Below are 24,495 nucleotides of genomic sequence, written 5' to 3'. Positions count from 1 at the left end.
GGGGCTACTTCGGCGGCTCGATGGAGAGCGTGTGCCGGAAGAGGTTCTTCGGGTCCCAGGCGGCCTTCGCCCGCTGCAGGCGGGGGTAGTTGCCCTTGAAGTACAGGGTGCTCCAGGGGACCGAGGACGTGTTGAGCTCGGGGTCGCGGGCGTCGACGTCCGCGTAGTTGATGAACAGGCCGTCGGTCTGCTCGTTGGGGACGGGCACGCCGCCGGTGGCGGAGAACATCTCGCGGTAGAGGCCGCGCACCCACTCCAGCTGGCGGGCGTCCTCGGCGGCGTCGGTCCACAGCACGCCGCACTGGAACTTGATCACGGAGTCGCGCTGGGCCACGGCCGTGGCGTCCGGCGCCACCGCGTTGCCCTGGCCGCCGATGCTCGCCAGGGTCATGAACGCGCCGGAGGACTTGAAGTCCTCGCGGGTGAGGTGGCGGTACATCGTCCGGGTCTGCGCCTCGGTGAAGTTCTTGCGGAAGTAGGCGGGCTTGCCCTTGAACCGCTGGGTGGAGTCCGGTCCCGTGAAGCCCGTCCACCGGGTGGCCTGCAGCCAGGGCAGCCGGTGCCGCTCGGTGACGGTGTGCGGCGCGCCGACGCCGTCGGTGACCGCGGCCAGGAAGGAGTCCAGCAGCTTCTCGGCGTTCGGGGCCCCGGCGTCGATCTGCGTGCTCATCACGACCACCCCGTTGCTGGGGTGGATGAGCTTCAGCTGGGAGAACAGGTCGCGGTACGGCGAGTCGGGGCCGCTGTTGCGCTCGTGCCAGGCGCCGTAGTTGCGCACCAGGCGGCCGAACGAGTTCTCGTCGAGCGCGCTCCAGGGCCAGACGACGTTGTGGATCCACACCTCGGAGGGGGGCTGGGGCAGCAGCTTGGCGGGGTCGGAGCCGGACGCGCCGGGAGAGCGGAACCAGTAGCGGGTCACCACGCCGAAGGTGCCGCCGCCGGCGCCCGTGTGGGCCCACCACAGCTCGCGGTTGGGGTCGCGAGGGGCGTTGGTGGCGATCACCGCGCGGGCCTTGCCGGAGGCGTCGACCACGACGACCTCGACGGCGTGGAGGTGGTCGACGATCAGTCCGTGCTTGCGGGAGAGGGAGCCGTAGCCACCGCCGGCGACGTGGCCGCCGGCGCAGACCGTCGGGCAGTTGCCGCCCGGCACAGTGACGCCCCAGCCCTTGTAGAGCCGCTCGTACACCTCGCCGAGCATCGCGCCCGCCTCGACGGAGAAGGCGCCGCGCTGCTGGTCGAAGGAGACGGTGTTGAACTCCGAGAGGTCGATGACGACCTTGACGGCGCGGTCGTCGACGAAGTTCTCGTAGCAGTGGCCGCCGCTGCGGACCGCGATCCGCTTGCCGGCGTCCACCGCCTCCTGGACGGCCTGGACGACGTCGGCGGTGGAGTTCACGAGCCGGATGTACTCCGGTTCGCCGACGAAGCGGTGGTTGTTGCCCCGGCTCAGCGCGGGGTACCGGCCGTCGCCGGGCTTGACGACGGCGCCGGGGAACGCGGCGACCGGCTTGGCGGCGGTCGTCGCCGGGGCCTTCGGGGCGGCGACGGCCGGGGCCGGGGCGAGGAGGGAGGGGAGGGCGGCCGCGGTGCCCGCGGCGGCGGCGCCGGTGAACAGACCGCGGCGGCTCAGCCCGTGGGCGGCGCTGCTGGGTGGGGTCATGGGAGGTTCCTTGTCGGGTGCGGCGTCGTACGGCGACGCGTCGTTCGTCGGCGAGGAGGCGCCGGTCAGCGGGTGGGGGCGGCGTGCCGCGCGAGGGCCGGGCCGGGTTCGGCCACCACTTCCAGCAGGGTGCAGGTCCAGCTGTAGCCGGCGCCGAGGCCGACCAGGAGCACGTGCCGGCCGGGCAGCAGGGCGCCGCTCTCGGCGAGGTGGTTGAGCCCGGCGAGCTGGTCGGCCGGTCCGAGGTGGCCGGTCTCGCGGGAGAACTCCCAGGTGGTGCCGTCCAGGGAGGCCTTGCCGATGGGGTCCAGCACCTGGCTCTGGATGAGCGCCCTGCCCAGGTGGGGCACGACCACGTGGTCGATCCTGTCGATGGGGACGCCGGACTCCTCGTAGACGCGCTTGGCCGCGGTGGCCAGGCCCGCGTCCATCCGGGTGCGGATCTCGTCCTTGTCCATCGTCGTCTCCTGGAACCGGCGGCTGCGGGTGCGGAGGTCGATGGGGTAGGCGGCATCCGGGTTGAACGGGCCGATGGGCTCGTCGGCCCGGTGGATGCCCTCGAGGGTGGCGTCGGTGTGGGTGGCCGACGCCACGATCCGGGCGAAGCCGCCCTCGGTGGAGAGCACGGCCGCCGCGGCGCCGTCGCCGAAGAGGATGCGGTCCGCGCGCCAGCGGTCGAAGTACGGCAGGGGGAAGAGGTCGCCCGCCGTGATCAGGGCCGTGGTGGCGGACGGCTGGGCGGTCAGGTGGGCGGCGGCCAGTTCGGTGGCGAGCAGCGAGCCGTTGGAGGCGCCGCGCAGCTCGGCGGAGAGGCAGCCCTCGAGGCCCAGTTCGCGCTGTACGTAGGCGGCGGCGTTCCAGCCGTCGATGCCGGCGCCGAAGGTGGCGGTGCACAGCAGGATGTCCGGGCCGGCCACGTCGTCGCCGGTACGGGCCAGCGCGGCCCGGGCGGCCCGGGTCCACAGGTCGGCCACGTTGTCGCCGGGGTCGGTGACGGTCACCGAGACGTGGTCGTGCCGCTCCGCGTCCCTGGCGTCGTAGTCGCCCGCGGCCAGGGCGGATTCGACGGTGACGCGCTCCGGCAGCCAGGAGGCGGTCGCCGCGATGTAGATGTCGTTCCAACGCATAGATGTTCCGATGTTCCGCAGTTCTTGGTGGGGCCGGGGCGGGTCAGGGAGCGAGCTGGGGCAGCCGGGGCGGCAGGGCGCGGCTGACGTGGTCCGGCAGCACGCGGACGCTGATGAACGCGGCGCCGTCGCCGCCGGCCCGTACCAGGCCGCCGGTGCCGTGCGGCAGCAGGACGCAGCCGCCCGCCCCGGCGGTGACGCCGGCGGCGCCGTCGCCCTCGACGGTGACTGAGCCGGAGAGCACGACCAGTGCCTCGTCCACGCCGTGGTCCGGCGTCAGCGGCAGCGCCTGGTGGGCGTCGAGCGCCCAGTGCTCGATGGACTCGCACTCGCTGCGCAGCATGGCGCGCCCGGCCAGGCTCTGCCAGCGCGGGCCGTCGCCCTCGGGGCCGACGCCGTGCGTCGCGGCCCGCCGGGCGGGCGTGGTCACGATCACCGGGCGGCCTCCTCGGGCGTGACCCGCAGGGTGATGACGGCCAGCCGCAGGGACTGGATCGCCGCGAAGGAGGTCTCGGCGCCGACGGGCGTGGTGACGCAGGTGTCTCCGGAGACCACCACCGGTTCGGGGGCGGCGGCGCTGGTCACGGTGCCGCCGCCGCTGATGACGTACACCGCGAGTTCGGCGTCGGGCGCGCCGAGGGTGCGGATCTCGCCGGCGGGGATGTCGACGATCTCGATGCGCCGGAGGGGGCCGGTGAAGGTGCCGGCGGTCTCGACGCTGCCGTCCGCAAAGAGATCGTGGACGGAGAGGGTGCTCACGGCTGTGCCTCCGTACGGGGGAAGTGCCCCGGCCAGGGTGGCCCGGGTGGGTGGGGAGAGGGTCTCGACGGCCAGCCAGGTCAGGTCGCCGGAGGCGGTGTTGGCGAGTCCGCGGGGGCTGCCGACGCCGGCCAGCACCAGCGAGCCGGGCCGCAGCGGCAGGGACTCGTCCCCGGTGAGGTACTCGCCGGTGCCGCCGAGGACGAGGCAGGCGCCCTCGGTGCGGGGCTGGAGCCGCGGCGCGGTCACGCAGCCGGGCGGCAGCGCCGCCCAGCCGATCGTCTCGGTGGCCGAGCGCAGCTGGCGGCGGCCGGCGAAGGAGGTCCACCGGATGGCGCCGGCCGGGCCGTGGACGGTGGTCGGCGCGGCGCCGTCCGGGCGGCGGGTGACGCTCAGGCGGTCCGCGGCCGGGCGGTTCGCGGCCGGGCGGTCCGCGGCCGGGCGGTTCGCGGCCAGGGCGCGGGGCGGGGTCGCCACGGTCATCGGGTCACCGCCGCGGCCTCGGCCATGTGCTCGGCGGCCTCGGCCAGTTCGCGCTCGGTGACGTCGTTGACGAACACCGCCGAACCGATGCCCACCGGCAGGGGCAGCCGCTGGAGGCCGTTGCGGTGCCGGACGGTGTCGGCGAGCGCGGGCAGCAGCACGTCCGGGACGCACAGCGGGTGCCAGGACGGCAGCCGCAGGTCGTCCATGACGCGGAAGACGCGCTCGCGCTGCTCCCTGCTGATCAGTCCGCGCCGCTCGGCGAGCACGGTGGTCAGCGCCATGTCGACGCAGACGGCCTCGCCGTGCAGCAGCTCGGGCAGGGCGTGCATCTCGATGGTGGGGCTGAAGGTGTGGCCGTAGTCGACGACGCGTTCCAGCTTGTGCTCGCGCAGGTTGGGCTGGAGCTCCTCGAGCATGCCGTGGATGGCGCGCTCCATGACCTCCAGGGCGGGGTCGGGGTGCGGGCCGTCGTAGGGGCCCTGCATCCGCGTGGCCACCAGGTCGGTGCCGTAGCTCTCGAGCAGGGTGAACAGCCGGTAGTCCTTGATCAGGGCGATCTTGAGGATCTCCGCCAGGCCGTTGCTGACGTGCCGCTCGTCGAGCGTCTTGAGGAACGTGCGGTCCAGGAGGTTGCGTTCGGCCGCGAAGTAGGTGCCGAGGCGGTTCTTGTGGCCGTTGAAGTTGAACCCGGTCTTGACGCCGACTCCGGCGTCCACCAGGCCGATGAGGGTGGTGGGGACGCGGATGTAGGGCGTGCCCCGGCGGTAGGTGCTGGCGACGAAGCCGACGATGTCGAGCAGCACGCCGCCGCCGATCCCGATCACGGGCTCGCGGCGCCGGTCGATGCCGAACCGGTCCAGCGTCTCGACGACGGTCAGGACGTTGTCCCAGGTCTTGGCGGTCTCCCCGGCGGGCAGCACGCAGATCTCGTACTCCACGCCGTGGTGGTCGAGGTAGCCGCGGACGGCTTCTCCGTAGAGCTCGTGGACCACGGTGTCGGTGACGATGACGCGCCGGACGCGTCCGGTGCCGGGCCCGGAGGGCTGCGGGTCGCCCTTCTCCAGCAGGAGGGTGCTCGCGGGGTCGAAGAGGCCCTCGGCCATCTCCACCTCGTAGCTGACCGGCTCGGCGGCCTTGACGGTCCAGCGCCGGATCGGCGCTCCGGACGTGAAGAGGCCGCTGCCGTCCTGGAGGGGGTCACTGTAATACGGCAATTCTCTCCGATCTCTCACACGCGACCGGGCCGTCACACACGGGGACGGCGGGTCGGCGCACCCAAGGAAGGGTGAATACAGGAATACGAGGAAAGGGGAGGGGATCAGTCTGCCCGGTCGATTTCGACGCATGGCGATGCGTCCCGGTCGGTGCCGGGAATCGACTCGATCAGCGCAGGAGTGGGATGTCAGCCCCGGATGTCAGCCTTGGCAGGCGATGACATCGCGAAATCGGGCGGCACAGGAGCGCTGCATGGCGAGAGCTGCCGTGGTGACGGCATGCCGAAAAGTCACTGGTTCGTCCCCCATCCGAACACCGTCATTCATTTCTCGAACGACATAAGTGAACCTAGCAACTTCCATAAGGGGATTCCAGGCGGTTGGCTTCGGCACCGGAAAGCGTTTGTACGGAGTGCAAAGTTTTTGGTGCGGTACGGGGCGTTCGGCGACGAAGGCTGGAGATGTCCCTGATTGCGGCACCCTCATGATCACTCTGCGCGCTTCACGGGGGCGGCGGCATGACCCCGGCGATCACCCTCCGTGTCCGGCCGCCGCCCTCTGTGTGCTTGATCACGACGGGGTAACGTCACACGTCAGAGCCCGACCGCGACCCGAGGACGGGCTCCGCCCCGCCCGCCCCGAGGGGCCGTCAGACACACGCCGTGAGCCCCTGCGCCAGGGCGCGCATGCGGCGGGAGAAGCCCGCCACCGGCCCGAAGAACAGGGCCAGATGCTCGGCTCCGGCCGCCTCCCAGGCCCGTACGAGCCGCACGACCTCCGCGACGGGGACGCTCTCGTCCGTCCAGGACTCCCGGCCCCCGGCGCTCACATGGCCCCCGCCCAGCTCCCGCAGCCGGGCGCGGCGTTCGGCGAACTCCCTCGACGAAATATGGACCGACTGCCATATATCCCCCGCCCGGGCCGCCCGGCGCAGCGCCGCGTCGGAGTTGCCCCCGATCAGGAAGGGGACCGGCCGCCGGGGCACCGGTGCGAAGACGGCGCGCCCGTCGAAGGAGTGGAAGGCGTCGCGGTACGGGCCCGCGCCGTGGGTGTGCAGGTGGCGGATCAGCCGCAGGGCGGCCGTGGTCCGGGCGCCACGGCCGGCGAAGTCGGCACCGGCAGCGTCGAATTCGTAGCCCTCCCAGCCGGCGCCGACGCCCAGGACGAAGCGGTCGCCGCTCAGGTGCGCGAGCGTGGCGCTCTGCTTGGCGAGCAGCAGCGGGTCGCGCAGCGGCAGCACCAGGACCGATGTCCCCAGGGTGACGCGGGAGGTGACGGCCGCGAGATGGGCGAGGGTGACGAGCGGCTCGTACACGCCGCCGTAGCGGGGTCCGTAGTCCCCGGGCGGCAGCAGGTGGTCGGGCAGCCATATCCCGGAGTAACCCAGGTTTTCCGCCTCCTTGGCCAGTTCGGTGAGCTCGGAAACCGGCATGTCCGGTGACTCGTCGGGCAGGACGACATGCAGTTGCACAGTGAACTCCTTCGTTCCGATGGGGAACCGCAAAAGCGGTGCCAAAGGTTCCACAAAACACCGTCGAGGAACTCCTTGTTCCTCTTCGGCGAGATCTCGGCTTTCCGCAATATTGCCGAAACATTTACGCGCCGCGATACATCACGCGTGACGCCTGTCACCTCGACAGGTGGCCGTTTGACACGCTGCGTGGATTGCCATTCCATAGGGCTCGTTGATCATCGAGCCGGGGGGCTCGGAGGGGCCGGATCGTCCTGCCCGCTCCGCGAGAATTCTCTGTATCCGCGCCTTCCGGCGGAAAACCGCGACCCCATGGGAAAACGCGGGATAACCACGCCGGGCCCGAGGCCGCCCCGCCGGTCTCCGGCCACGGTCGCGTCCGCGTCCGCGTCCGGCACGCGCAGAGGAAGAGGCATGTCCACCGTCACACCCACCCCGGCCCACGGCCGGCCGGACCGAGCGGGCCGCGAACCGGTCACGGTCATCGACGTCGGCGGCTCCCATCTGCGCCGGGCCCGCTGGACCCCGGGCCACGAGCCCTACGACCTCGAGCGGTCCCCCTCCCCCGGCTTCCGCCGCCACCCCACCGACTCGCCCGCACAGCTCCAGGCGCGGATGGTGGAGGCGCTCTGCGCGTCGGTCCCCACCGGACCCGGCGCCACCGCCGGCGTCTCCTTCGGCGCCGCGCTCGACCACCGCACCGGCACCGTCTACGCGTCCGCGCCACTGTGGGGGGACCACGCCCAACCCTTCGACCTGCTGGGCGCGTTGCGCGCCCGGCGGCCCGACGTCGACTGGCACGTCGTCAACGACGTCACCGCCGCGCTGCTGCACTTCGCCGCCGCGCCGGCACGCCGGCACCACCGCAAGATCATGCTGATGACGATCAGCACCGGCATCGCCTGCCGCACCCTCGACCGCCGCGACGACCGCATCCCCGTCGACGGCGGCGGACTCCAGGGCGAGACCGGCCACCTCCCCGCGTCCACCACCCTCCTCGGCGAGCCCGTCGACCTGCGCTGCGACTGCTCCGGGCCCCGGCACCTGGCCGCCTTCTCCTCCGGGCCCGGCATCCAGCGCATGGCCGAGGAGCTGCGCCGCCGCGCCGGCCGGGCCTGGGACGACTCCCGCCTGCACGCCGGCATCGAGGCCGGAGCCTCCTTCGAGACGGCCTTCCGCACCGCGCTGGACGACGACGACCCGCTCGCCCGCGACCTGCTCGACGCCGTCACCGCACCCGTCGCCGACGTGCTGCGCACCGCGCTGTGTCTGGACCCCGACCTCGACGAGGTGGCTCTGACCGGCGGCGTCGCGGTCGACCTGGCCGGGCACTACCGCCGGGCGGTACTGGGGCACCTGACCCGCCAGGGCCTCTACCTCACCAGCGACTTCGCACCCGAATGGGTCGAGCGGCGGATCACCGTCTGCGCCCCCGGCGAGGCCGACGGAATGATCGGCGCGGGCCTGGCCGCGCTGCGCGCACAGGAGGCCGCGTGAACACCACGACCCATCGCGCCATCGTCCGCGACGGCACCGACGTCCGGGTGCTGGAGCGCCCGACGCCGCGCCCCGGACCCGGCGAACTCCTCGTCGCCCCCGAGGTCGCGGGCCTGTGCGGCACCGACCTGCAGATGCTGCGCGGGCTGCGCGACGACCCGGCGCCGGTCATCGGCCACGAGGGCATCGCCACCGTCGTCGAGGCGGGGCCCGGCACCGACGCGTCGCTGGCCCCCGGCACCCGCGTGGTGGTCAACCCCACGCACCCCACGGACGACTCCTTCCTCCTCGGCCACGGTGTGGACGGGCTGCTCCAGGAGCGGGTCCTGCTCCCCGCCTCGGCCGTCGGCGGCGGACTGGTGATCCCGCTCCCGACCACGCCCGAGCCGGAGCTCGCGGCCCTCCTGGAACCGCTCGCCGTGGTGCGCTACGCGCTGTCCGCGCTCGCCGTCGACCGGCCCGGCAGCCTGCTGGTCCACGGCGACGGCACCATCGGCCACCTCGCGGTCCGCGCGGCCCGGCACTGGCTCGGCCCGTCCGTACGCGTCCTCCAGGTCCACCACACCGAGGCCGGGCGCGCCTGGAGCGCGGACGGGGCCGTGGCGGCCGACCACCTGCTGCTGCACGGCGACGACAACGCCGGCCTCATCCGCGAGGTCGCCGGCTCCGAACCGCTCGCCGTCCTGCTGGCCACGCCCCGCGACGCCACCCTCGACTGCCTTCACAGCACTCTGGCCACGGGTGTGGCGGCGATGACCGTCGACCTGCTCGGCGGGCTGCCGCCGGGCGCGAGCACCCCGTACCTTCCCGGCGCCGACCTCGTCGGCATCCGCGCGGCCAACCGCGCCGGGCTGCCGGAGCCCCCGCACGTCACCACGCTGACCGCGACCACCGGCGGCACCGTACGGCTGCTCGGCCACCGGGGCGTCGGCAACGGCCATCTCCGGGCGGCCGCCGAGGAGTTGACCCGGCACCCGGAGCGCTACCGCGAGGTGGTCACCCACACCGCGGACCTGACCGAAGCGGCGCGGATCATGGCCCACCTGGCCCGCCGCGGCGACCGCGTCGTCGACGGCCGGCGCCTGGTCAAACTCGCCGTCCGCGTCCATCCCCCACGCCACGCCCTGGAGGCATGATGTCCACATCCCACGAGCTCTCCCTGGCCGGGCGCACCGCGCTGGTCGTCGGCGGGTCCACCGGCATCGGCCGGGGCATCGCCGACGCGTGGGCCGCGGCCGGGGCCGACGTGACCGTGCTCAGCCGCAGCACCCCCACGGGCCCGGGCCACGAGGCCCTGCGCTGGGCCCCCCTCGACCTGTCCGACGCCGACGCGGCCCGCACCGCGCTCGCCGACGCCACCACGGACGAGCTGAGCCTGGTGTGCTACTCGGCCGTCCACTACGGCGACCGCCGGGCCCTGTTCGACGAGGTGACCGAGCCGGAGTGGCGCCGTCAGCTCGAGGTCAACCTGCACGGCCTGTGGATGACGCTGCACGCCACGCTCCCGGTCCTGCGCGGCGGCGAGGAGCCGGGGCTCTTCCTCGGCGTGTCCTCCGAGGTGGTCTACAACGCCGGTCCCGGGCGCTCGGGTTACGCGGCGACCAAGGCGGCCGGCGCCGCCCTGCTGGACTCCGTCGCCCAGGAGGAGAAGGGCGAGAAGGTGCGGATCGTGCAGGTGCTGCCGGCCGGCATGGTGGACACTCCCGGCATCCGCCGCCGGCGCCCCGCCGACTTCAGCTACGACAGCTACATGCGCCCGGACCACTTCGGCCGCGTCGCCACGGAGCTCGCCGCCACCTCCGGTGCGGGCCTCCACGGCGACAGCCTGGTCGTGGACGAGGCCGGCCGGTGGGTCTCCGCGCACGAGAGGATCCCCGTGTCGCAGAGCCGGGACGTCGTCGCGTGACGGCTGACGGCCACCGGCCCCCCGCGGTCGGCCTGACGGACTGGCGGCTGCCGGTGACGGGGCCGGACGCGCTCGCGCTCGCGCGCGACCTCGGCGCCGACGGGGTGCAGCTGGACCTCGGCGGACCCGGCCGGGCGCCGCTGCTGGACGCCCCCGGCACCCTCGACGCCGTGCGCGAGGCCGCGGCCGCCACGGGCGTGCGGGTACTGGGCCTCGCCGCCAACACCCTCAACGACATCGGGCTCACCGCCCCGGCGGGCGGCGCCGACGCGGTGCGCGTACGCGCCGTGCTGACCCGGCTGCTCGACGCGGCGAGCGCCGTGGGCGCCCCGCTGGTCTTCGTGCCCAGCTTCCGGCGCAGCGCCATCGAGGACGGGGCGGCCCTGCGGCGTACGGCCGAGGTGCTCGCCCCGGCCGCGGCGGAGGCGGCGGCGCGGGGGCTGCTGCTGGCGAACGAGAACGTGCTCGACGGCGCCCGCGCGGCCGAACTCGTCGAGCGCGTCGGCTCCCCGGCGTTCCGGCTGCTGCTGGACACCCACAACCCGCGCGCGGCCGGGGTGGACGTCCCGGAGCTGCTGGCCGCCGCCGGGCGGCACTTCGCCGACCAGATCCATCTCAAGGACAGCGCGGAACCCGCCGCCGCGACGGCCCCCATGGGCGGCGACGGCCTGATCCGGCGGACGCTCGCCGCGCTCGTCCGCCACCGGGTGCCCGTCCGCGCGCTGGTGCTGGAGAACGACTACCGCGACGGGGACCGCGCCCGGCTCGCCGCCGACCTCGCCTGGGCACGCCGTCAGGCCGCCCGGCCGACGCTCGCGCCCGAGGCTTTCCCCGCACACACCGACGAGGTTGAGGCATGACCCCACACGACACTCCCGACACCACGTCCCCCGCCGGCCCGGCCGCCGGAGCCGCGGACCTGACCGCGCGGGCGCTGCTGTTCGACATGGACGGCACGCTGGTCGACTCCACGGTGGTCGTCGAGCGCACCTGGCGGCGGTTCGCCGCCCGGCACGGGCTCGACGCCGAGGCGATCCTGGCCACCTCCCACGGCCGCCGCACGGGCGAGACCGTCGCCGAGCACGCCCCCGCGGGCGTGGACGCCGACGCCGAGACCGCCCGGCTCGTGGCCGAGGAGGTCGCCGACGTCGAGGGCGTCGTCGCGGTGCCCGGCGCCGCCCACCTGCTGGCCGCCCTCGCGCCCGGCAGCTGGGCGCTGGTGACCTCCGCCGGCCGGGAGCTGGCCGAGCGGCGGATGGCCGCCGCCGGGCTGCCGATGCCGCCGGTGGTCGTCACCGCCGACGACGTCCGCGAGGGCAAGCCCAGCCCCGAGGGCTATCTGACGGCCGCCGCCGCGCTCGGCGTGGACCCCGCCGAGACCGTCGTGTTCGAGGACGCCGAGGCCGGACTGCGGGCGGCGCTCGCCGCCCGGGCGCGGACGGTCGTCGTCGGCGGCCACACGAGCCCGGCCGCCTCGGAGCTGATCCGGGTGGCCGACTTCCGGCAGGTCGGCGTCCGCGCGGAGGGCGAGCACGGCCTGCGCCTGACGTTCGCACCGTCCGGCGGCGGTGCGCGCGCATGAGCGACACCCTGCGGACCGCGCCCGGGAACGCGGCGGCGCCGCGGCCCGCACGCGGACTGTGGTCGGCCCCGGTGCTCGCCCTCACCGCGCTGGCGTTCGTCGTCAGCACCACGGAGTTCATGGCCGTCGGCGTCGTCCCGCAGATCACCGACGACCTGCGGGTCTCCACCGGCGCCGCCGGCCTGGTGTCGTCCCTGTACGCCACCGGCGTCGCCGTCACCACGCTGCCCGTCGCCATGACCGTGATGCGCCACCGGCCGCGGGTGCTGCTGCCCGCCGGGCTCGGCCTGTTCGTCGTCGCCCACGCCGTCATGGCCCTCGCCCCCACGCTCCCCGTACTGATCGCCGGCCGGGTGCTGGCGTCGACGGTGCACAGCCTGGCGCTGGGCTGCGCGCTGAGCGCGGCGTCGGCCGTCGTGGCGCCCCAGCGGCAGGGTGCCGCCGTCGGCATGGTGCTGGGCGGGCTCTCCGGGGCCATGTTCCTCGGGGCTCCGCTGGGTACGGCGCTGGGCGACCTGGTCGGCTGGCGGGTCAGCTTCGCCCTCGAGGGCGCGGCGGCGCTGCTCGTCCTGCTCGCGATCCTGCGCACGCTGCCGGACCTGCCCGGCCAGGGCGTCACCGACCGCCGGGCGCTGGGCGTCCTCGGCCGGCCGCAAGTCCTGGGCCCGCTGGTCGTCACCTTCACGATCATGATGGCCAACAGCGTGCCGTTCACCTACCTCGGCTCCTACCTCACCGACGTGACCGGCGTCGGGGCCGACGGCGTGGCCGCGGGCCTGGCCGTCTTCGGTGTGGCGGCGTTCGCCGGCAACGCGGCGGGGGGCCTCGTCGCCGACCGCGCGCCCCGGCGGGGCGCGGTGGCCGGCGCGACGGTGATGGGCGTGGCGGTGGCGCTCTTCGGCATCGCGGGAGCGCACCCCTGGAGCGCGTACGCCCTCATCGCCTTCTGGGCGTTCGGGCTGCAGTCCATCGTGCCGATCGTCACCCACCGGGCGGTCGCCGCCGGAGGCGGCCTCGCCGCGGTCGTCGGACCCGGCACCGCCAACGCCGGCATCGCGGTGGGCGGCCTGGCCGGCAGCGCGGTCGTCGGCCTGGCCGGGCTGCGCACCACGCCGTGGGTGGCCGCGGTGGTGGCCCTGCTGCTCGCGGCCGCGATGTCCCTGGCGGCCCTGTGGTCGCGCACGGACCGGACGGGCACCGCCTCGTCCGACTGACCCGGCGCCCGCGCACAGACGACCGCGCCCGGACCATGGGATGGTCCGGGCGCGGTCGCGTACCTGACGTCAGGCCTTCTTGGTCTCCCAGAAGATCCGGTCGATCTCGGCGATGAGCTCCAGCGCCTTCTCGCCCGTCTTCGGGTCCGTGGACGCCTTGGCGGCGCTCAGGGCCTTCAGGGTGTCGTTGATCAGCTGGTGCAGCTGCGGGTACTTCTCGAAGTGCGGGGGCTTGAAGTAGTCGCTCCACAGCACCGAGACATGGTGCTTGGCGAGCTCCGCGCGCTGCTCCTTGATGATCGTGGCACGGGCGCGGAAGTGCGCGTCCTCGTTGGCCTGGTACTTCTCCTGGACGGCCTTGACCGACTCCGCCTCGATGCGGGCCTGGGCCGGGTCGTACACACCGCAGGGCAGGTCGCAGTGGGCGCTGACCTTCACCTTGGGGGCGAACAGGCGGGAGAGCATGTGCTGTCCTTCCTCGTGATCGTCTTCTCAGGTGCGAGATTACTCGGTGTGGGAAGGCTTTTCTCGGGTGCCCCGGGGGGCTTAGGACAAAAGTCCGGTGTCAGTCTGGGACCGGGCGTGGAAGGAACGGACACGGAGGTGCCGCGGTGCAGGAGCAGGTGGACGAACGCGGGCACGAGCTGGACCGTGAGCGTCGTGGACTGCTGCGGATCGGGATGGCGGAGGTCTACAACCCCTCGATGGTCCCGACGCTGACCCCCGGGGACCAGTTGGTCGTGCGGTACGGGGCGGTGGTGCGACCGGGTGACGTGGTGGTGATGCGGCATCCGTTCCGCCAGGACCTGCTGATCGTCAAGCGCGCGGTGGAGCGGCGCGCGGGCGGCTGGTGGGTGACGGGGGACAACCCGCTGGTGGAGAACGACAGCCGGGAGTTCGGCCCGGTGCCGGACGAGTTCGTGGTGGCCCGCGCCTGGGTGCGGCTGCGCCGGCCGCCGGAGCGCGGTCAGCGCTCGGCGGCGGCGCTGCTGTCGTGGGCGGCGTCGGCGGTACGGCCCGTACGGTCGTCCTCCGCGCGCTCCTCCGAGCGGCCGTTCCCCAGGCGCTTGCGGGCCCGGTAGGCGGCGACGTTGGCGCGGGTGGCACAGCGGTCGGAGCAGTAGCGGCGGGAGCGGTTGGTGGAGGTGTCGAGGTAGGCGTTGCGGCAGGGCGTGGCCTGGCAGATGCCCAGGCGGTCGACGCCCAGCTCGGTGAGGTGGACGGCCAGGCCCATGCAGGCGGTGGCGGTGTACGACGCGGCGGCGCTGGGGGCGTGGTCGGCGATGTGCAGGTGCCACTTGGGGCGGCCGTCCTCGTCCCGGTACTCGTGGCCCGAGACCTGCGGGCTGACCGGGAACTCCATCAGCAGCGCGTTGAGCAGGTCCACGGCCCGCACCTCCTCGCCCTCGGCGGCCGCCTCGAACACGGCCCGCAGCCGGGTCCGGACGGCCCGCAGCCGGGTGAGGTCGCCGTCGGTCAGGCGGCGGGCGGACTGGGACTCGGGGCCCACGAGCTCGCGCACGGTGTCGAGCGAGGTGAGCGCGTCGGCGCCGCGCGCGGGCTCCTCGGTGTTGACCAGCCGCACGGCGTAGTCCGAGTAGGAGGCAAGTTCCACGTCCGGTCCCTCTGATGGCGCCCGAATATCGGCAATGGAACATCGGTAATGGATGTTCTTCTGCCGAGGGTATTACAGACGGGCGCGGGCAACGCGGAAAGGGGCGGCACGGGCCGCCGCCCGTACCGCCCCTCGTTCCGCGTGCCGGGTTACAGCACCTTCGAGAGGAAGGACTTGGTGCGCTCGTGCTGCGGGTTCGTCAGCACGTCACGCGGGTTGCCCGACTCCACGACGACGCCCTGGTCCATGAACACGACCGAGTCGCCGACCTCGCGGGCGAAGCCCATCTCGTGGGTGACCACGATCATCGTCATGCCGTCCTCGGCGAGGCCGCGCATGACGTCGAGGACGTCGCCCACCAGCTCCGGGTCGAGAGCCGAGGTCGGCTCGTCGAAGAGCATCAGCTTCGGCTCCATGGCCAGCGCCCGCGCGATCGCGACCCGCTGCTGCTGACCGCCGGACAGCTGCGAGGGGTAGTTGCCGGCCTTGTCGGCCAGGCCGACGCGGTCGAGCAGCTTCAGGGCGCGCTCCCGGGCCACGGCCTTGGTCTCGCCCTTGACCTGGATCGGCGCCTCCATGACGTTGGCCAGCGCCGTCATGTGCGGGAAGAGGTTGAAGCGCTGGAACACCATGCCGATGTCCCGGCGGTTGCGGGCCACCTCGCTGTCCTTGAGCTCGTAGAGCTTGTTGCCCGACTGGCGGTAGCCGACGAGCTGGCCGTCGACGTACAGCTTGCCCGAGTTGACCTGCTCGAGGTGGTTGATGCAGCGCAGGAAGGTGGACTTGCCGGACCCGGAGGGGCCGATGAGGCAGAACACCTCGCGCGGGGCGACCTCGAGGTCGATGCCCTTGAGGACCTGGACGGCGCCGTAGGACTTGTGGACGCCCTCGGCCTTCACCATGGCGTTCATGCGGTGACGCCTCCCTTGGAACGGTTGCTGAAGGAGGACAGGTTCGCCTTGACCTTCTGCCACGGGGTGAGCGGCAGAGTGCGCAGCGAGCCACGGGCGTAACGCCGCTCCAGGTAGAACTGTCCGACGCTGAAGACGCTGGTGAGGATCAGGTACCAGGTGGCAGCGAGGAAGAGCATCTCCACCGTGGCACCGGTGGTCTGTCCGATGTCGGACGTGGACCGCAGCAGCTCGAGGTACTGGGCGGCGCTCGCCGCCAGCGACGAGGTCTTCAGCATGTTGATGAACTCGTTGCCGGTCGGCGGCACGATCACGCGCATCGCCTGCGGCAGCACGATCCGGCGCAGCGTCTTCGACTGGCTCATGCCGAGCGCGTGGGCGGCCTCGGTCTGACCCTCGTCGACCGACTGGATGCCGGCCCGCACGATCTCCGACATGTACGCGGCCTCGTTCAGACCCAGGCCGAGCAGCGCGGCCATGAAGGGGGTCATGAAGTCGCTCATCTCGTCCCGGTAGATCGGGCCGAGGTTGATGTACGGGAAGATCAGCGCGAGGTTGAACCACAGCAGCAGCTGGACGTAGACCGGGGTGCCCCGGAAGAACCAGATGTAGAGCCAGGAGACGGATGACGTCACCGGGTTCTTCGACAGTCGCATCACGGCCAGCAGGATGCCGAGCACCAGGCCCAGCACCATGGAGAGCACCGAGATCAGGACCGTCTTGCCGAGGCCCGAGAGGACCGTGGGGTCGAAGAGGTAGTCCGGGATGGCGCTGTAGTGGACGTTCGCCGAGGCGAAGGCGTTCACGATCAGGGCCAGCAGGGCCAGGACCAGGACCGCCGAGATCCACCGGCCGTAGTGCCGGACCGGGATGGCCTTGATCGCCTCGGGGAGGGTCGCGGTGCCCGTGGCGCCGGCCGCGTCCTTCTTGGCGAGGTCCGCCTTGGCGGGCTTGCCACCCTTGTCGCCCTTGTCGCCCTTGGGGGCGTCCTTGGGGGCGTCCTTGGGGGCGTCCTTGGGGTCCTTGTCGCCCTTGTCGCCCTCGGGCTCCGGGGCGGGGTCGGCCTTGGCGGGCTCCTCAGCCTTCGCGGGCTCATCGGCCTTGGCCGGCTCATCGGCCTTCGCGGGCTCATCGGCCTTGGCGGGCTCGGGCTCGGACGCAGCCTCGGCCTTGCCGTCGGCCGGCTTGTCGGAGGCGGGCTCGGCCTTGCCGGAGGCGGCCGGCTTGTCGGCGGCCGCCGCCTTCTCGGACGCGGCCTTCTCGGACGCGGCCTTCCCGGTCTCCGGCGTCTCGGGCTCGGATCCCGTCGTCCCGGGCTCGGGCTTGTCGGGGGAGTCAGTCACGGATGTTGCCTTTCAGCGTTGCCGTACGAGGTCGGGGAAGGGTCAGGAACCGCCGTTGATCTTGGCTTCCTTGATGGCGCCCGCGTCGACGCCCCAGGTCTTGATGACCTTCTCGTACGCACCGTTCTTGAGGACAGCTTCGAGGGCCTCCCGGAGGGCGTCCCGCAGCTGGCTGTTCTGCTTCGCGACGGCGATGCCGTACGGAGCGGCCTCCACCTGGTCGCCGACCAGCTCGAAGTCGTTGCCGCCGCCCGAGGTCTTCACGGCGTAGGCGGCGACGGGGAAGTCGCTGGAGACGGCGTCGACGCCGCCGGCCTTCAGGCGCGTCTGCGCCTCGAGGTCGGTGTCGAACGCCTCCATGCCGATCGCGTCCTTGTCGTCCTTCTCGCACTTCTCCGACTCGGCCTTCGCCAGGTCGTGCGAGACGGTGCCGCGCTGCACTCCGATCTTCTTGCCGCACAGGTCGGACCAGCCGCCGATGTCCTTGGTCTCGCCCTTCTTCGTGTAGAGCGAGACGCCGGCGTTGAAGTAGTCGACGAAGTCGACGCCCTCGGCAACCTTCTTCTTGGTCTTGGGGTCGATGCCCTCCTGGCGGTCCTTGGTGTCGGTCATCGCGGACATCGCGATGTCGTAACGCTTGGATCGCAGACCGGTCAGCAGGGCGTCGAAGGTGCCGTTCTCGAACTGCACCTTCACCCCGAGCTCCTTGCCCAGGGCGGCGGCGATGTCGGGGTCGATGCCCACGACCTTGCCGTCCTTCTTGAACTCGACGGGCGGGTAGGCGATGTCGGAGCCCACCTTGATGACCCCGGCGTCCTGGATCTTCTTCGGCAGCTTGCCGAAGAGCGGCGCGTTGGAGTTCGCGGTGGACCCGGCGCCATTGCCGGTGCTGGTCTTGTCACGCTGGTCGCCACAGCCGGTCAGCAGCAGGGTGCCGGCGACCGCGATCGCGCCGACGGCGGCCAAACGACTCCTGGCGGCAGCCGGGCGGGGGGTGGTGCTTGCGGTCATTGCTCGTTCCTCCTGCGGTTGAGAGGGTGTCCGACTGGTAACTCGGCAATCACGCGAAAACACGGCAGATCTCGCAGCACACTTCCTCGTATGCCGCGACCTCGTGCGGTCTGCGCATCTTGCCATCCGGACTACCCCATTCGGGGGGCCAGCGATGTCAAAATCGGATAACGGGTGATCGCCAAGTAGTACCGGGTGGTTCACTCCCCTTTGGGCCCTGATATCCGTTCTGATCGGCTTCCGGGCACGAGACCCACGTCACGCCCAGTCTGTCTCACTGTGTGGACACTTTCGGGCCGTCGTCTCCAGTTCACACGTTTCCGGCCGGATCGCACAGCCCCGTCGGCGCTCACCGGGCCGGAACTCACTCGTCGGCCGTAGCGCTCTTCCGGTAGAAAGACCAGTTACACCCCTCACCCGGGGCTCAGGGCGCGTGTGTGCGGCGCGCCCGATGTCCGCAGCGCTTCCGTCGCACGGTGGCCCATCCGCCGTCCGGTCCGCGGGCAGGTGCCCGACCCGCTCCGCGAACCCAGGGGCGGTTACCCTCGATGGCAATCTGACAAAGGGGTCAAGAAAAGTGGCAGCGGAGATCGTGAATCCTCGCAGTGCCGGCGGCCCGGACGGGGGAGCTCAGGGTGAGCTCACCGATCCGGCCTTCGTGCTGCACCAAGGCGGCAAGATGGCGGTCCAGGCGACCGTCCCCGTGCGCGACAGGGACGACCTGTCCCTCGCGTACACGCCGGGCGTCGCCAAGGTGTGCAGCGCCATCGCCGAACAACCCGAGCTGGTCCACGACTACACGTGGAAGTCCAAGGTCGTCGCGGTCGTCACGGACGGCAGCGCGGTGCTCGGCCTCGGCGACATCGGCCCGGAGGCGTCCCTGCCCGTGATGGAGGGCAAGGCCATCCTCTTCAAGCAGTTCGGCGGCGTGGACGCGGTGCCGATCGCGCTGGACTGCCGGGAGGTCGACGAGATCGTCGAGACCGTCGCCCGGCTCGCGCCGTCCTTCGGCGGCATCAACCTGGAGGACATCTCCGCTCCCCGCTGCTTCGAGGTCGAGCGCAAGCTCCAGGAGCGCGTGGACATCCCCGTCTTCCACGACGACCAGCACGGCACCGCCGTCGTCACGCTCGCCGCGCTGCGCAACGCCGCGCGGCTGACCGGTCGTACGCTCGGCGAGCTGCGCGCCGTGATCTCGGGTGCGGGCGCCGCCGGCGTCGCCATCGCCCGGATCCTGGTCGAGGCCGGCATCGGCGACGTGGCCGTGTGCGACCGCAAGGGCATCGTCTCGAGGGACCGCGCGGACCTCACCGAGGTCAAGCGCGAGCTGGCCGGGTTCACCAACTCGGCCGGTCTGTCCGGTCCGTTGGAGACCGCGCTGGACGGCGCCGACGTCTTCATCGGCGTCTCGGGCGGTACGGTCGCGGAGGCGGCGGTCGCCAAGATGGCGAAGAACGCGCTGATCTTCGCGATGGCCAACCCGAACCCGGAGATCCACCCGGAGGTCGCCCACAAGTACGCGGCCGTCGTGGCCACGGGCCGCAGCGACTTCCCGAACCAGATCAACAACGTGCTCGCCTTCCCCGGCATCTTCGCCGGCGCCCTGCAGGTGCGGGCCTCGCGCGTCACGGAGGGCATGAAGCTCGCCGCGGCCGAGGCGCTCGCCGCGGTGGTGGCGGACGAGCTGAGCGCGGAGTGCGTGATCCCCTCGCCGTTCGACGAGCGGGTCGCCCCCGCCGTGACGGCGGCCGTCGCCGCCGCCGCGCGGGCCGACGGCGTCGCGCGCCGCTGAGCCCCGGGCATCCCCGTGCGGGGCCGGACCGCAGGACGGTCCGGCCCCGCACGGCTTTCCCCCCGGGTGGCTGTTCTCCCCAGGTCACCCCAGATCGCCCCAGGTCACCCCAGGCGGTGTACGAAGGCGTCGTACACCGCGTTGGTGTCGCCGGGGACGAGGTTGTCCGCCGCGCTGGTGAAGACGAGGGTCCTCCCGGCCAGGTCGGTGCTGGGGGCGCCCGAGCGGCCGTTGGCCTGGGAGCCGTCGTGCGCGAGGCTGACGCGCTCGACCTTGCCGGTCGCCAGGTCGCGGGCGAAGACGTCGCCGACGCCGTTGGTGTCGCCGGGCACCAGGTTGGCGGCGTCCGAGGCGAAGAACACCCGCCGGTCGTCGGCGCTGAACACCGCGTCACCGGAGGCACCGTCGCCCTGCGTGCCGTCGGAGGCCAGGCTCAGCCGCCGGGTGACGCCGGTGCGCAGGTCCTTGGCGAAGACGTCGGTGACGCCGTTGGTGTCGCCCTCGACGACGCTGTCGGAGGAGGACGAGAACAGCGCGTACCGCCCGTCGGGGCTCAGGCTCTGCGCGCCCTGGACGGCCGCGGGCCCGCCGTCGAGCCGCTGGGCGGCCAGCTGGGTGCGGCCGGTGCGCAGGTCGTGCGCGTAGAAGGTGCGGGCCTGCGGCTTGCGCAGCCCGGCGCCGGGCCAGGGCGCGAGCTGGGCGATGCTCTTGAACGCCACCGTGCTCCCGTCCGCGCTGATCACGGGCGAGACGGAGAAGCCGTCGGCCTGCCCTCCGGCGCTGGTGACGCTCACCCGCTTGGTGGTGCCCTTCAGGCGGTCGCGCACGAAGACGTCGGACGTCTCGTTGGTGTCCCCGGGGACGAGGTCGTCGCGGGTGGAGGCGAAGGCGACGTAGCGGCCGTCGGCGCTGATGGACGGGGAGCCGCTGTGGGCCGGGCGGGTGCCCTTGTTCTCGACGAGGACCTCGGTGCGGCCGGTCGCCCGGTCGCGGAGGAAGACGTCCCCGTTGGTGCCGGGGTTGCGGCCCGGCGCCAGGTTGGTCGCCTCGGAGTCGAAGACGACGTACCGCCCGTCGGCGCTGATCGAGGACGACCACGACGCGCCGTTGGCGCGGGTGCCGTCCGAGGCCACGCTGACCAGCTCGATCCGGCCGGTCCGCAGCTCCTTGACGTAGACGCGGTGCTGGATGTCCGGGGTGCCGGGCACCAGGTTGGTGGCCATGGAGCGCAGGACGACGAAGCGCCCGTCGCCGCTGAGATCCGCGCCGCCGATCTCCCTGTCGGCCTGCGTCCCGTCGGCGGCGACGCTCACCCGCTCGGTGCGCGGCGCGGGCTCCGCGGCCGCCGGCGCGACGGCGACGCAGCCGGCCAGGACCGCCATCAGGGCGGCGGGTCTGAGATGACGCATTCCTCCCCCTCACGAACTGTCATGTTCGGACAGAAGTGAAGCCAACCGGCCCGGTACGGCCCGGTCAACGGCGGCGTTCCGGACTCCGCGCCGGTTACGGCCGTTGCGGCAGGAACCGCTGGACGGACGCGGCGCGTGTCACATCGCCGCGTGGTTCCGCCGTGCGCACCCCGGCACTAGGTTCGGCACATGTTCGCCGCCTACGCCGCACGCATCGACCGTGACCAGCCGCTGAACGGCCTCGTCCTGGGGGATCGCCCCGAGCCCGAGGCGCGCCCCGGCTGGACGACCGTCACCGTCAAGGCCGCCTCCCTCAACCACCACGACCTGTGGTCGCTGCGCGGCGTCGGGCTGGGCGAGGAGTCGCTGCCGATGATCCTGGGCTGCGACGCCGCCGGCGTCGACGAGGACGGCAACGAGGTCGTCCTCCACTCGGTCATCGGCCAGAGCGGCCACGGCGTGGGCCCCGACGAGCCCCGCTCCATCCTCACCGAGCGGTACCAGGGCACGTTCGCCGAGCGCGTCGCCGTCCCGGCCTGGAACGTCCTGCCCAAGCCGAAGGAGCTGTCCTTCGAGGAGGCCGCCTGCCTGCCCACGGCCTGGCTGACCGCGTACCGGATGCTGTTCACCAAGGCGGGCGTGCGGCCCGGCCAGAGCGTCCTGGTCCAGGGGGCCGGCGGCGGGGTGGCGACGGCTGCGATCGTGCTGGCCGCCGCGGCCGGGCTGCGGGTCTTCGCGACCAGCCGGGACAAGGCCAAGCGCGAGCGCGCGGTGGAGCTGGGGGCGGAGGCGGCGTACGAGCCGGGCGCCCGCCTGCCGCACCGCGTGGACGCCGTCATCGAGACCGTGGGCGCGGCCACCTGGTCGCACTCGGTCAAGTCCCTCAGGCCCGGCGGCACCCTGGTGATCTCCGGCGCGACCAGCGGCGACAGGCCGCCGGCGGCCGAGCTGACGCGCATCTTCTTCCTGGAGCTGAACGTCGTCGGCGCGACCATGGGCACCAAGGACGAACTGGCCGACCTGCTCAACTTCTGTGTGGCGACGGGCGTTCGGCCGGTGATCGACACCGTTCTGCCCCTGGACCGCGCACGCGAGGGTTTCGAAAAGATGTCCAGCGGCGACCTGTTCGGCAAAGTGGTGCTGACGGTATGAACGACGGATGCCGAAGAGACGCTTGCGCACGGCGGCGTTCCTCGCCGTAACCACCGTTCTGGCCCTGCTCGTTCCCACGACCGGGGCCACCGCCGGCACCGAGGGCGGCATCCCCCGCCTCACCGACGACCACGGCCGCGCCCTGACCCTGCGCGGCTGGAACCTCGCGGACAAGGAGCACCGCGGCGAGCGGGCCCTGGAGAGCATCACCGAGCGGTCCCTGCGCGACATGGCCGCGCGGGGCTTCGGCTTCGCCCGGCTCGCGGTGTTCTGGGACGACCTGGAGCCGCGGCGCGGGCAGTGCAGCGAGCGCTACCTCCGCGGGATCGAGCGGATCCTGGACTGGGCGCACGCCCACCGCGTCCGGGTCGTCATCGACGCCCACCAGGACGTCTACGGTCCCGCCTTCGGCGACCACCGGGGCATCCCCGAATGGGCCACCCGCACGGACGGGCTGTCCTACCGGCCGCATCCGGACGACTGGTTCGCCGAGTACTTCGAGCCCGCCGTGCAGGCCGCGTTCGAGCACCTCTACGAGGACCCCGACCTGCGCCGCGCGCAGACCCGCATGTGGCGGACGCTGGCCGCCCGCCTCGCCGGCCACCCGGCCGTGTTCGGCTACGACCTGATCAACGAGCCGATGGGGCGCATGCGGCCCGGCGAGGACCTCTTCGCCGCCGCTCGCCGCATCGAGGCCACCCAGGTCACTCCGATGTACAACCGCATCGCCGACGCGATCCGCGAGGTCGACCGGAAGCACTGGCTGTTCGTCGAGCCCACCCCGGCCGCGGGCGAGGGCAGGCCCACCGGCCTGGGCCGGGTGGACGACCCGAAGGTGGTCTACGCGCCGCACTTCTACAACGCGGTCATGGAGGCCGGCGGGGACTACGACCCCGCGTCCGGCTGGCTGGAGGCCTACGAGCGCGAGATCGCGCGCTACCCGCGCGAGCACCGCGTGCCCGTCGTCGTGGGCGAGTGGGGCCCGCGCGACAGCTCGCTGCCGAACATGGGCCGGTTCTACGAGGACGCCGTCGCCTCCATCGGCCGGTACGCGTCCGGCTGGGCGAGCTGGGAGTGGTGCTACGGAGGCGGCTACTGCGCCCTCCAGGCGGACGGGCGCTTCCAGCCCAACAAGGAGCGCACGGTCCGGCCGTACGCCCCCGCCGTGGCCGGCACGCCGCGCACCGAGGCGTACGACCCCGGCACCCGTGCCTACCGGCTGACCTACGCGCCCCACCCGGCGGGCATCACCGAGCTCTCCCTGCCGCCGTCGCCGCACGGCTGGCGGATCACGGTCGGCGGGCCGGCGTGGGCGACGACCAGGGCCGTACCGCCCGGCGAGCTCGGCAGGGTTCAGGTCCGGGCCGCGCGGTGGGCCGGGGCTCCCGTCACGGTCACGGTCACGGGCGGCTGACCCCTCTCAGGCCGCCTCCGCCACGACGTCGCCGAAGGCCCGCACGCGTGCCGTCTCCGCGTCCCGCCGCCAGACCAGTCCGAGGGCCGACTCGGGAAGGCCGGTGACCGGGACGAAGGCGATGTCGCGGCGGCCGTGGTAGTCGGCCGTCGGCCGGCACAGCAGCATGCCGCCGCGGCCGGCCGCGGCCAGCGTGATGCCCTCCTGCAGGGTGGTCACCTCGGGCCCCCGGGGGATCGGGCGGCCGCCGGGGGTGCGGGCGGGGGCCTGGGCGGCACGCCAGTACGCGGGGGCGGGGGCGGCGGCCGAGATGAGGGGGCAGCGGGCGAGGTCCTCTGCGGGCAGGGACGGCCTGCGGGCGAAGGGATGGCGGACGGAGACGGCGAGGGTCTGGCACTCCCGGGAGAAGACCGGCCCCAGCACCAGCCCGGGCTCCCGGACGGGCAGCAGGACGACCGCGGTGTCGACCTCGCCCCGGTGGAGGGCGCCGAAGGGGTCGGCGAGGGGCACCTCGGTGATCTCGACGACGCAGCCGGGATGCCGGGCCTGGAAGGCTTCGACGGCCGTCATGACCCGTTCGTCGGCGGTGCCCTGGAAGCCCACCCGCAGGGTGCCCTCCATGCCGCGGGCGACGGAACGGGCGTCGTCGACTGCGCCCTTGAGGGCGTCGTAGGCGGGGCGCAGTCCGGTGCGGAGGCGCTCGCCGAGCGGGGTGAGGGCGACCCGGCGGCTGGTGCGGTCGACGAGACGGGCGCCGACCCGGCTCTCCAGGGACCGCAGGAGCTGGCTGACACGGCTCTGCGACACGTACAGCCGCCCGCCGGTGCGGCCGAAGTGCAGCTCTTCGGCGAGGACCAGGAAGCACTCCAGTTCCCGCAGTTCCAGCCCGCCGGCCGGGCCGCCCCCGCCGTCCGCCCCGCCGTCCATCC

Annotated in this window: 23 protein-coding genes; 10 read left to right on the top strand and 13 right to left on the bottom strand. The window is 73.0% G+C overall.

The genetic code is table 11. The features are described 5' to 3' along the window. Window positions 1-4: 4 nt before the first annotated feature. From AB4K12_RS17260 to AB4K12_RS17235, 6 genes are all read right to left on the bottom strand, one after another. Window positions 5-1,663 carry an FAD-binding oxidoreductase gene (locus AB4K12_RS17260; protein ID WP_368435018.1) on the bottom strand — a complete coding sequence of 553 codons (1,659 nt, stop codon included), beginning with the start codon at window positions 1,661-1,663 and terminating at the stop codon, window positions 5-7. A gap of 65 nt (window positions 1,664-1,728) precedes the next feature. After that, window positions 1,729-2,790, bottom strand: coding sequence for a ketoacyl-ACP synthase III family protein (locus tag AB4K12_RS17255; RefSeq protein WP_368435017.1), 1,062 nt, complete (start codon window positions 2,788-2,790; stop codon window positions 1,729-1,731). A 43-nt stretch (window positions 2,791-2,833) separates the two neighbouring features. Beyond that, a complete protein-coding gene (locus tag AB4K12_RS17250; protein WP_368435016.1) occupies window positions 2,834-3,226 on the bottom strand; it encodes a hypothetical protein in 393 nt (130 codons plus the stop codon). After that, window positions 3,223-4,032: a cupin domain-containing protein gene (locus AB4K12_RS17245; protein ID WP_368435015.1), complete on the bottom strand. Its 810-nt coding sequence runs from the start codon at window positions 4,030-4,032 to the stop codon at window positions 3,223-3,225. Before AB4K12_RS17245 ends, AB4K12_RS17250 begins: the two co-directional genes overlap by 4 nt. Further along, on the bottom strand, window positions 4,029-5,249 hold the full coding sequence (locus AB4K12_RS17240) for a sedoheptulose 7-phosphate cyclase (protein WP_368435014.1): 1,221 nt from the start codon (window positions 5,247-5,249) through the stop codon (window positions 4,029-4,031). Before AB4K12_RS17240 ends, AB4K12_RS17245 begins: the two co-directional genes overlap by 4 nt. Window positions 5,250-5,898: 649 nt before the next feature. Next, window positions 5,899-6,720 (bottom strand): TIGR03619 family F420-dependent LLM class oxidoreductase, encoded by an 822-nt coding sequence (locus AB4K12_RS17235; RefSeq protein ID WP_368435013.1) that lies wholly within the window; start codon window positions 6,718-6,720, stop codon window positions 5,899-5,901. Between the two features lie 414 nt (window positions 6,721-7,134). Between AB4K12_RS17235 and AB4K12_RS17230 the strand changes: the two genes are divergently transcribed. The 6 genes from AB4K12_RS17230 to AB4K12_RS17205 are packed head-to-tail and all read left to right on the top strand — an operon-like array spanning window position 7,135 to window position 12,919. Then, window positions 7,135-8,217, top strand: coding sequence for an ROK family protein (locus AB4K12_RS17230; RefSeq protein WP_368435012.1), 1,083 nt, complete (start codon window positions 7,135-7,137; stop codon window positions 8,215-8,217). Then, on the top strand, window positions 8,214-9,353 hold the full coding sequence (locus AB4K12_RS17225; RefSeq protein ID WP_368435011.1) for an alcohol dehydrogenase catalytic domain-containing protein: 1,140 nt from the start codon (window positions 8,214-8,216) through the stop codon (window positions 9,351-9,353). The genes AB4K12_RS17230 and AB4K12_RS17225 overlap by 4 nt, the downstream gene beginning before the upstream one ends. Beyond that, window positions 9,353-10,123 (top strand): SDR family NAD(P)-dependent oxidoreductase, encoded by a 771-nt coding sequence (locus tag AB4K12_RS17220; RefSeq protein ID WP_368435010.1) that lies wholly within the window; start codon window positions 9,353-9,355, stop codon window positions 10,121-10,123. The genes AB4K12_RS17225 and AB4K12_RS17220 overlap by 1 nt, the downstream gene beginning before the upstream one ends. Beyond that, window positions 10,120-10,983 carry a sugar phosphate isomerase/epimerase family protein gene (locus AB4K12_RS17215; protein ID WP_368435009.1) on the top strand — a complete coding sequence of 288 codons (864 nt, stop codon included), beginning with the start codon at window positions 10,120-10,122 and terminating at the stop codon, window positions 10,981-10,983. The genes AB4K12_RS17220 and AB4K12_RS17215 overlap by 4 nt, the downstream gene beginning before the upstream one ends. Continuing rightward, window positions 10,980-11,705, top strand: coding sequence for an HAD-IA family hydrolase (locus AB4K12_RS17210; protein WP_368435008.1), 726 nt, complete (start codon window positions 10,980-10,982; stop codon window positions 11,703-11,705). The genes AB4K12_RS17215 and AB4K12_RS17210 overlap by 4 nt, the downstream gene beginning before the upstream one ends. Beyond that, the gene (locus AB4K12_RS17205; protein WP_368435007.1) at window positions 11,702-12,919 is read left to right on the top strand and encodes an MFS transporter; all 1,218 of its coding nucleotides are present in this window, start codon (window positions 11,702-11,704) and stop codon (window positions 12,917-12,919) included. Before AB4K12_RS17210 ends, AB4K12_RS17205 begins: the two co-directional genes overlap by 4 nt. 69 nt (window positions 12,920-12,988) lie before the next feature. Here the strand turns inward: AB4K12_RS17205 and sodN are convergent, their stop codons facing one another. Beyond that, on the bottom strand, window positions 12,989-13,384 hold the full coding sequence (gene sodN / locus AB4K12_RS17200) for a superoxide dismutase, Ni (protein WP_086567954.1): 396 nt from the start codon (window positions 13,382-13,384) through the stop codon (window positions 12,989-12,991). Window positions 13,385-13,530: 146 nt separating this feature from the next. On the opposite strand from sodN, the gene sodX reads away from it, so the two are divergent. Beyond that, entirely contained in the window at window positions 13,531-14,001 is a 471-nt protein-coding gene (gene sodX, locus AB4K12_RS17195; protein WP_368435006.1) for a nickel-type superoxide dismutase maturation protease, read from the top strand. On the opposite strand, the gene AB4K12_RS17190 is transcribed toward sodX, so the two are convergent. The 4 genes from AB4K12_RS17190 to AB4K12_RS17175 form a co-directional block, all read right to left on the bottom strand. After that, window positions 13,887-14,534 (bottom strand): CGNR zinc finger domain-containing protein, encoded by a 648-nt coding sequence (locus AB4K12_RS17190; RefSeq protein ID WP_368435005.1) that lies wholly within the window; start codon window positions 14,532-14,534, stop codon window positions 13,887-13,889. The two genes, sodX and AB4K12_RS17190, sit on opposite strands and share 115 nt — an antisense overlap. A gap of 149 nt (window positions 14,535-14,683) precedes the next feature. Next, window positions 14,684-15,445, bottom strand: coding sequence for an amino acid ABC transporter ATP-binding protein (locus tag AB4K12_RS17185; protein WP_362261018.1), 762 nt, complete (start codon window positions 15,443-15,445; stop codon window positions 14,684-14,686). Beyond that, window positions 15,442-16,326 (bottom strand): amino acid ABC transporter permease, encoded by an 885-nt coding sequence (locus AB4K12_RS17180; RefSeq protein ID WP_368435274.1) that lies wholly within the window; start codon window positions 16,324-16,326, stop codon window positions 15,442-15,444. The genes AB4K12_RS17185 and AB4K12_RS17180 overlap by 4 nt, the downstream gene beginning before the upstream one ends. A gap of 504 nt (window positions 16,327-16,830) precedes the next feature. Further along, window positions 16,831-17,799 carry an ABC transporter substrate-binding protein gene (locus tag AB4K12_RS17175; RefSeq protein ID WP_368435004.1) on the bottom strand — a complete coding sequence of 323 codons (969 nt, stop codon included), beginning with the start codon at window positions 17,797-17,799 and terminating at the stop codon, window positions 16,831-16,833. Window positions 17,800-18,376: 577 nt separating this feature from the next. Here AB4K12_RS17175 and AB4K12_RS17170 point away from each other — a divergent pair. Further along, window positions 18,377-19,591 (top strand): NADP-dependent malic enzyme, encoded by a 1,215-nt coding sequence (locus tag AB4K12_RS17170; RefSeq protein ID WP_368435003.1) that lies wholly within the window; start codon window positions 18,377-18,379, stop codon window positions 19,589-19,591. Window positions 19,592-19,695: 104 nt separating this feature from the next. On the opposite strand, the gene AB4K12_RS17165 is transcribed toward AB4K12_RS17170, so the two are convergent. Next, window positions 19,696-21,000 (bottom strand): TolB family protein, encoded by a 1,305-nt coding sequence (locus tag AB4K12_RS17165; RefSeq protein ID WP_368435002.1) that lies wholly within the window; start codon window positions 20,998-21,000, stop codon window positions 19,696-19,698. Between the two features lie 189 nt (window positions 21,001-21,189). Here AB4K12_RS17165 and AB4K12_RS17160 point away from each other — a divergent pair, with 189 nt between their 5' ends. Continuing rightward, a complete protein-coding gene (locus tag AB4K12_RS17160) occupies window positions 21,190-22,152 on the top strand; it encodes a zinc-binding dehydrogenase (RefSeq protein WP_368435001.1) in 963 nt (320 codons plus the stop codon). A 7-nt stretch (window positions 22,153-22,159) separates the two neighbouring features. After that, a complete protein-coding gene (locus tag AB4K12_RS17155; protein ID WP_368435000.1) occupies window positions 22,160-23,566 on the top strand; it encodes a cellulase family glycosylhydrolase in 1,407 nt (468 codons plus the stop codon). 6 nt (window positions 23,567-23,572) lie between these two features. Here the strand turns inward: AB4K12_RS17155 and AB4K12_RS17150 are convergent, their stop codons facing one another. Beyond that, window positions 23,573-24,493, bottom strand: coding sequence for a LysR family transcriptional regulator (locus tag AB4K12_RS17150; RefSeq protein WP_368434999.1), 921 nt, complete (start codon window positions 24,491-24,493; stop codon window positions 23,573-23,575). Window positions 24,494-24,495: the final 2 nt, after the last annotated feature.

The sequence above is a fragment of the Streptomyces sp. C36 genome, assembly GCF_040932295.1.
Lineage (GTDB): Bacteria > Actinomycetota > Actinomycetes > Streptomycetales > Streptomycetaceae > Streptomyces > Streptomyces triculaminicus.
This window is presented reverse-complemented; position numbering and strand designations above follow the sequence as displayed.

Excerpts from the sequence above, each read along its gene's own strand:
- AB4K12_RS17260 (WP_368435018.1), bottom strand. The coding sequence starts at position 1,663 with ATGACCCCACCCAGCAGCGCCGCCCACGGGCTGAGCCGCCGCGGTCTG.
- AB4K12_RS17220 (WP_368435010.1), top strand. The coding sequence starts at position 9,353 with ATGTCCACATCCCACGAGCTCTCCCTGGCCGGGCGCACCGCGCTGGTC.
- AB4K12_RS17245 (WP_368435015.1), bottom strand. The coding sequence starts at position 4,032 with ATGACCGTGGCGACCCCGCCCCGCGCCCTGGCCGCGAACCGCCCGGCC.
- AB4K12_RS17150 (WP_368434999.1), bottom strand. The coding sequence starts at position 24,493 with ATGGACGGCGGGGCGGACGGCGGGGGCGGCCCGGCCGGCGGGCTGGAA.
- sodN (WP_086567954.1), bottom strand. The coding sequence starts at position 13,384 with ATGCTCTCCCGCCTGTTCGCCCCCAAGGTGAAGGTCAGCGCCCACTGC.
- AB4K12_RS17210 (WP_368435008.1), top strand. The coding sequence starts at position 10,980 with ATGACCCCACACGACACTCCCGACACCACGTCCCCCGCCGGCCCGGCC.
- AB4K12_RS17230 (WP_368435012.1), top strand. The coding sequence starts at position 7,135 with ATGTCCACCGTCACACCCACCCCGGCCCACGGCCGGCCGGACCGAGCG.
- AB4K12_RS17255 (WP_368435017.1), bottom strand. The coding sequence starts at position 2,790 with ATGCGTTGGAACGACATCTACATCGCGGCGACCGCCTCCTGGCTGCCG.
- AB4K12_RS17175 (WP_368435004.1), bottom strand. The coding sequence starts at position 17,799 with ATGACCGCAAGCACCACCCCCCGCCCGGCTGCCGCCAGGAGTCGTTTG.
- AB4K12_RS17165 (WP_368435002.1), bottom strand. The coding sequence starts at position 21,000 with ATGCGTCATCTCAGACCCGCCGCCCTGATGGCGGTCCTGGCCGGCTGC.
- AB4K12_RS17155 (WP_368435000.1), top strand. The coding sequence starts at position 22,160 with ATGCCGAAGAGACGCTTGCGCACGGCGGCGTTCCTCGCCGTAACCACC.
- AB4K12_RS17205 (WP_368435007.1), top strand. The coding sequence starts at position 11,702 with ATGAGCGACACCCTGCGGACCGCGCCCGGGAACGCGGCGGCGCCGCGG.
- AB4K12_RS17185 (WP_362261018.1), bottom strand. The coding sequence starts at position 15,445 with ATGAACGCCATGGTGAAGGCCGAGGGCGTCCACAAGTCCTACGGCGCC.
- AB4K12_RS17160 (WP_368435001.1), top strand. The coding sequence starts at position 21,190 with ATGTTCGCCGCCTACGCCGCACGCATCGACCGTGACCAGCCGCTGAAC.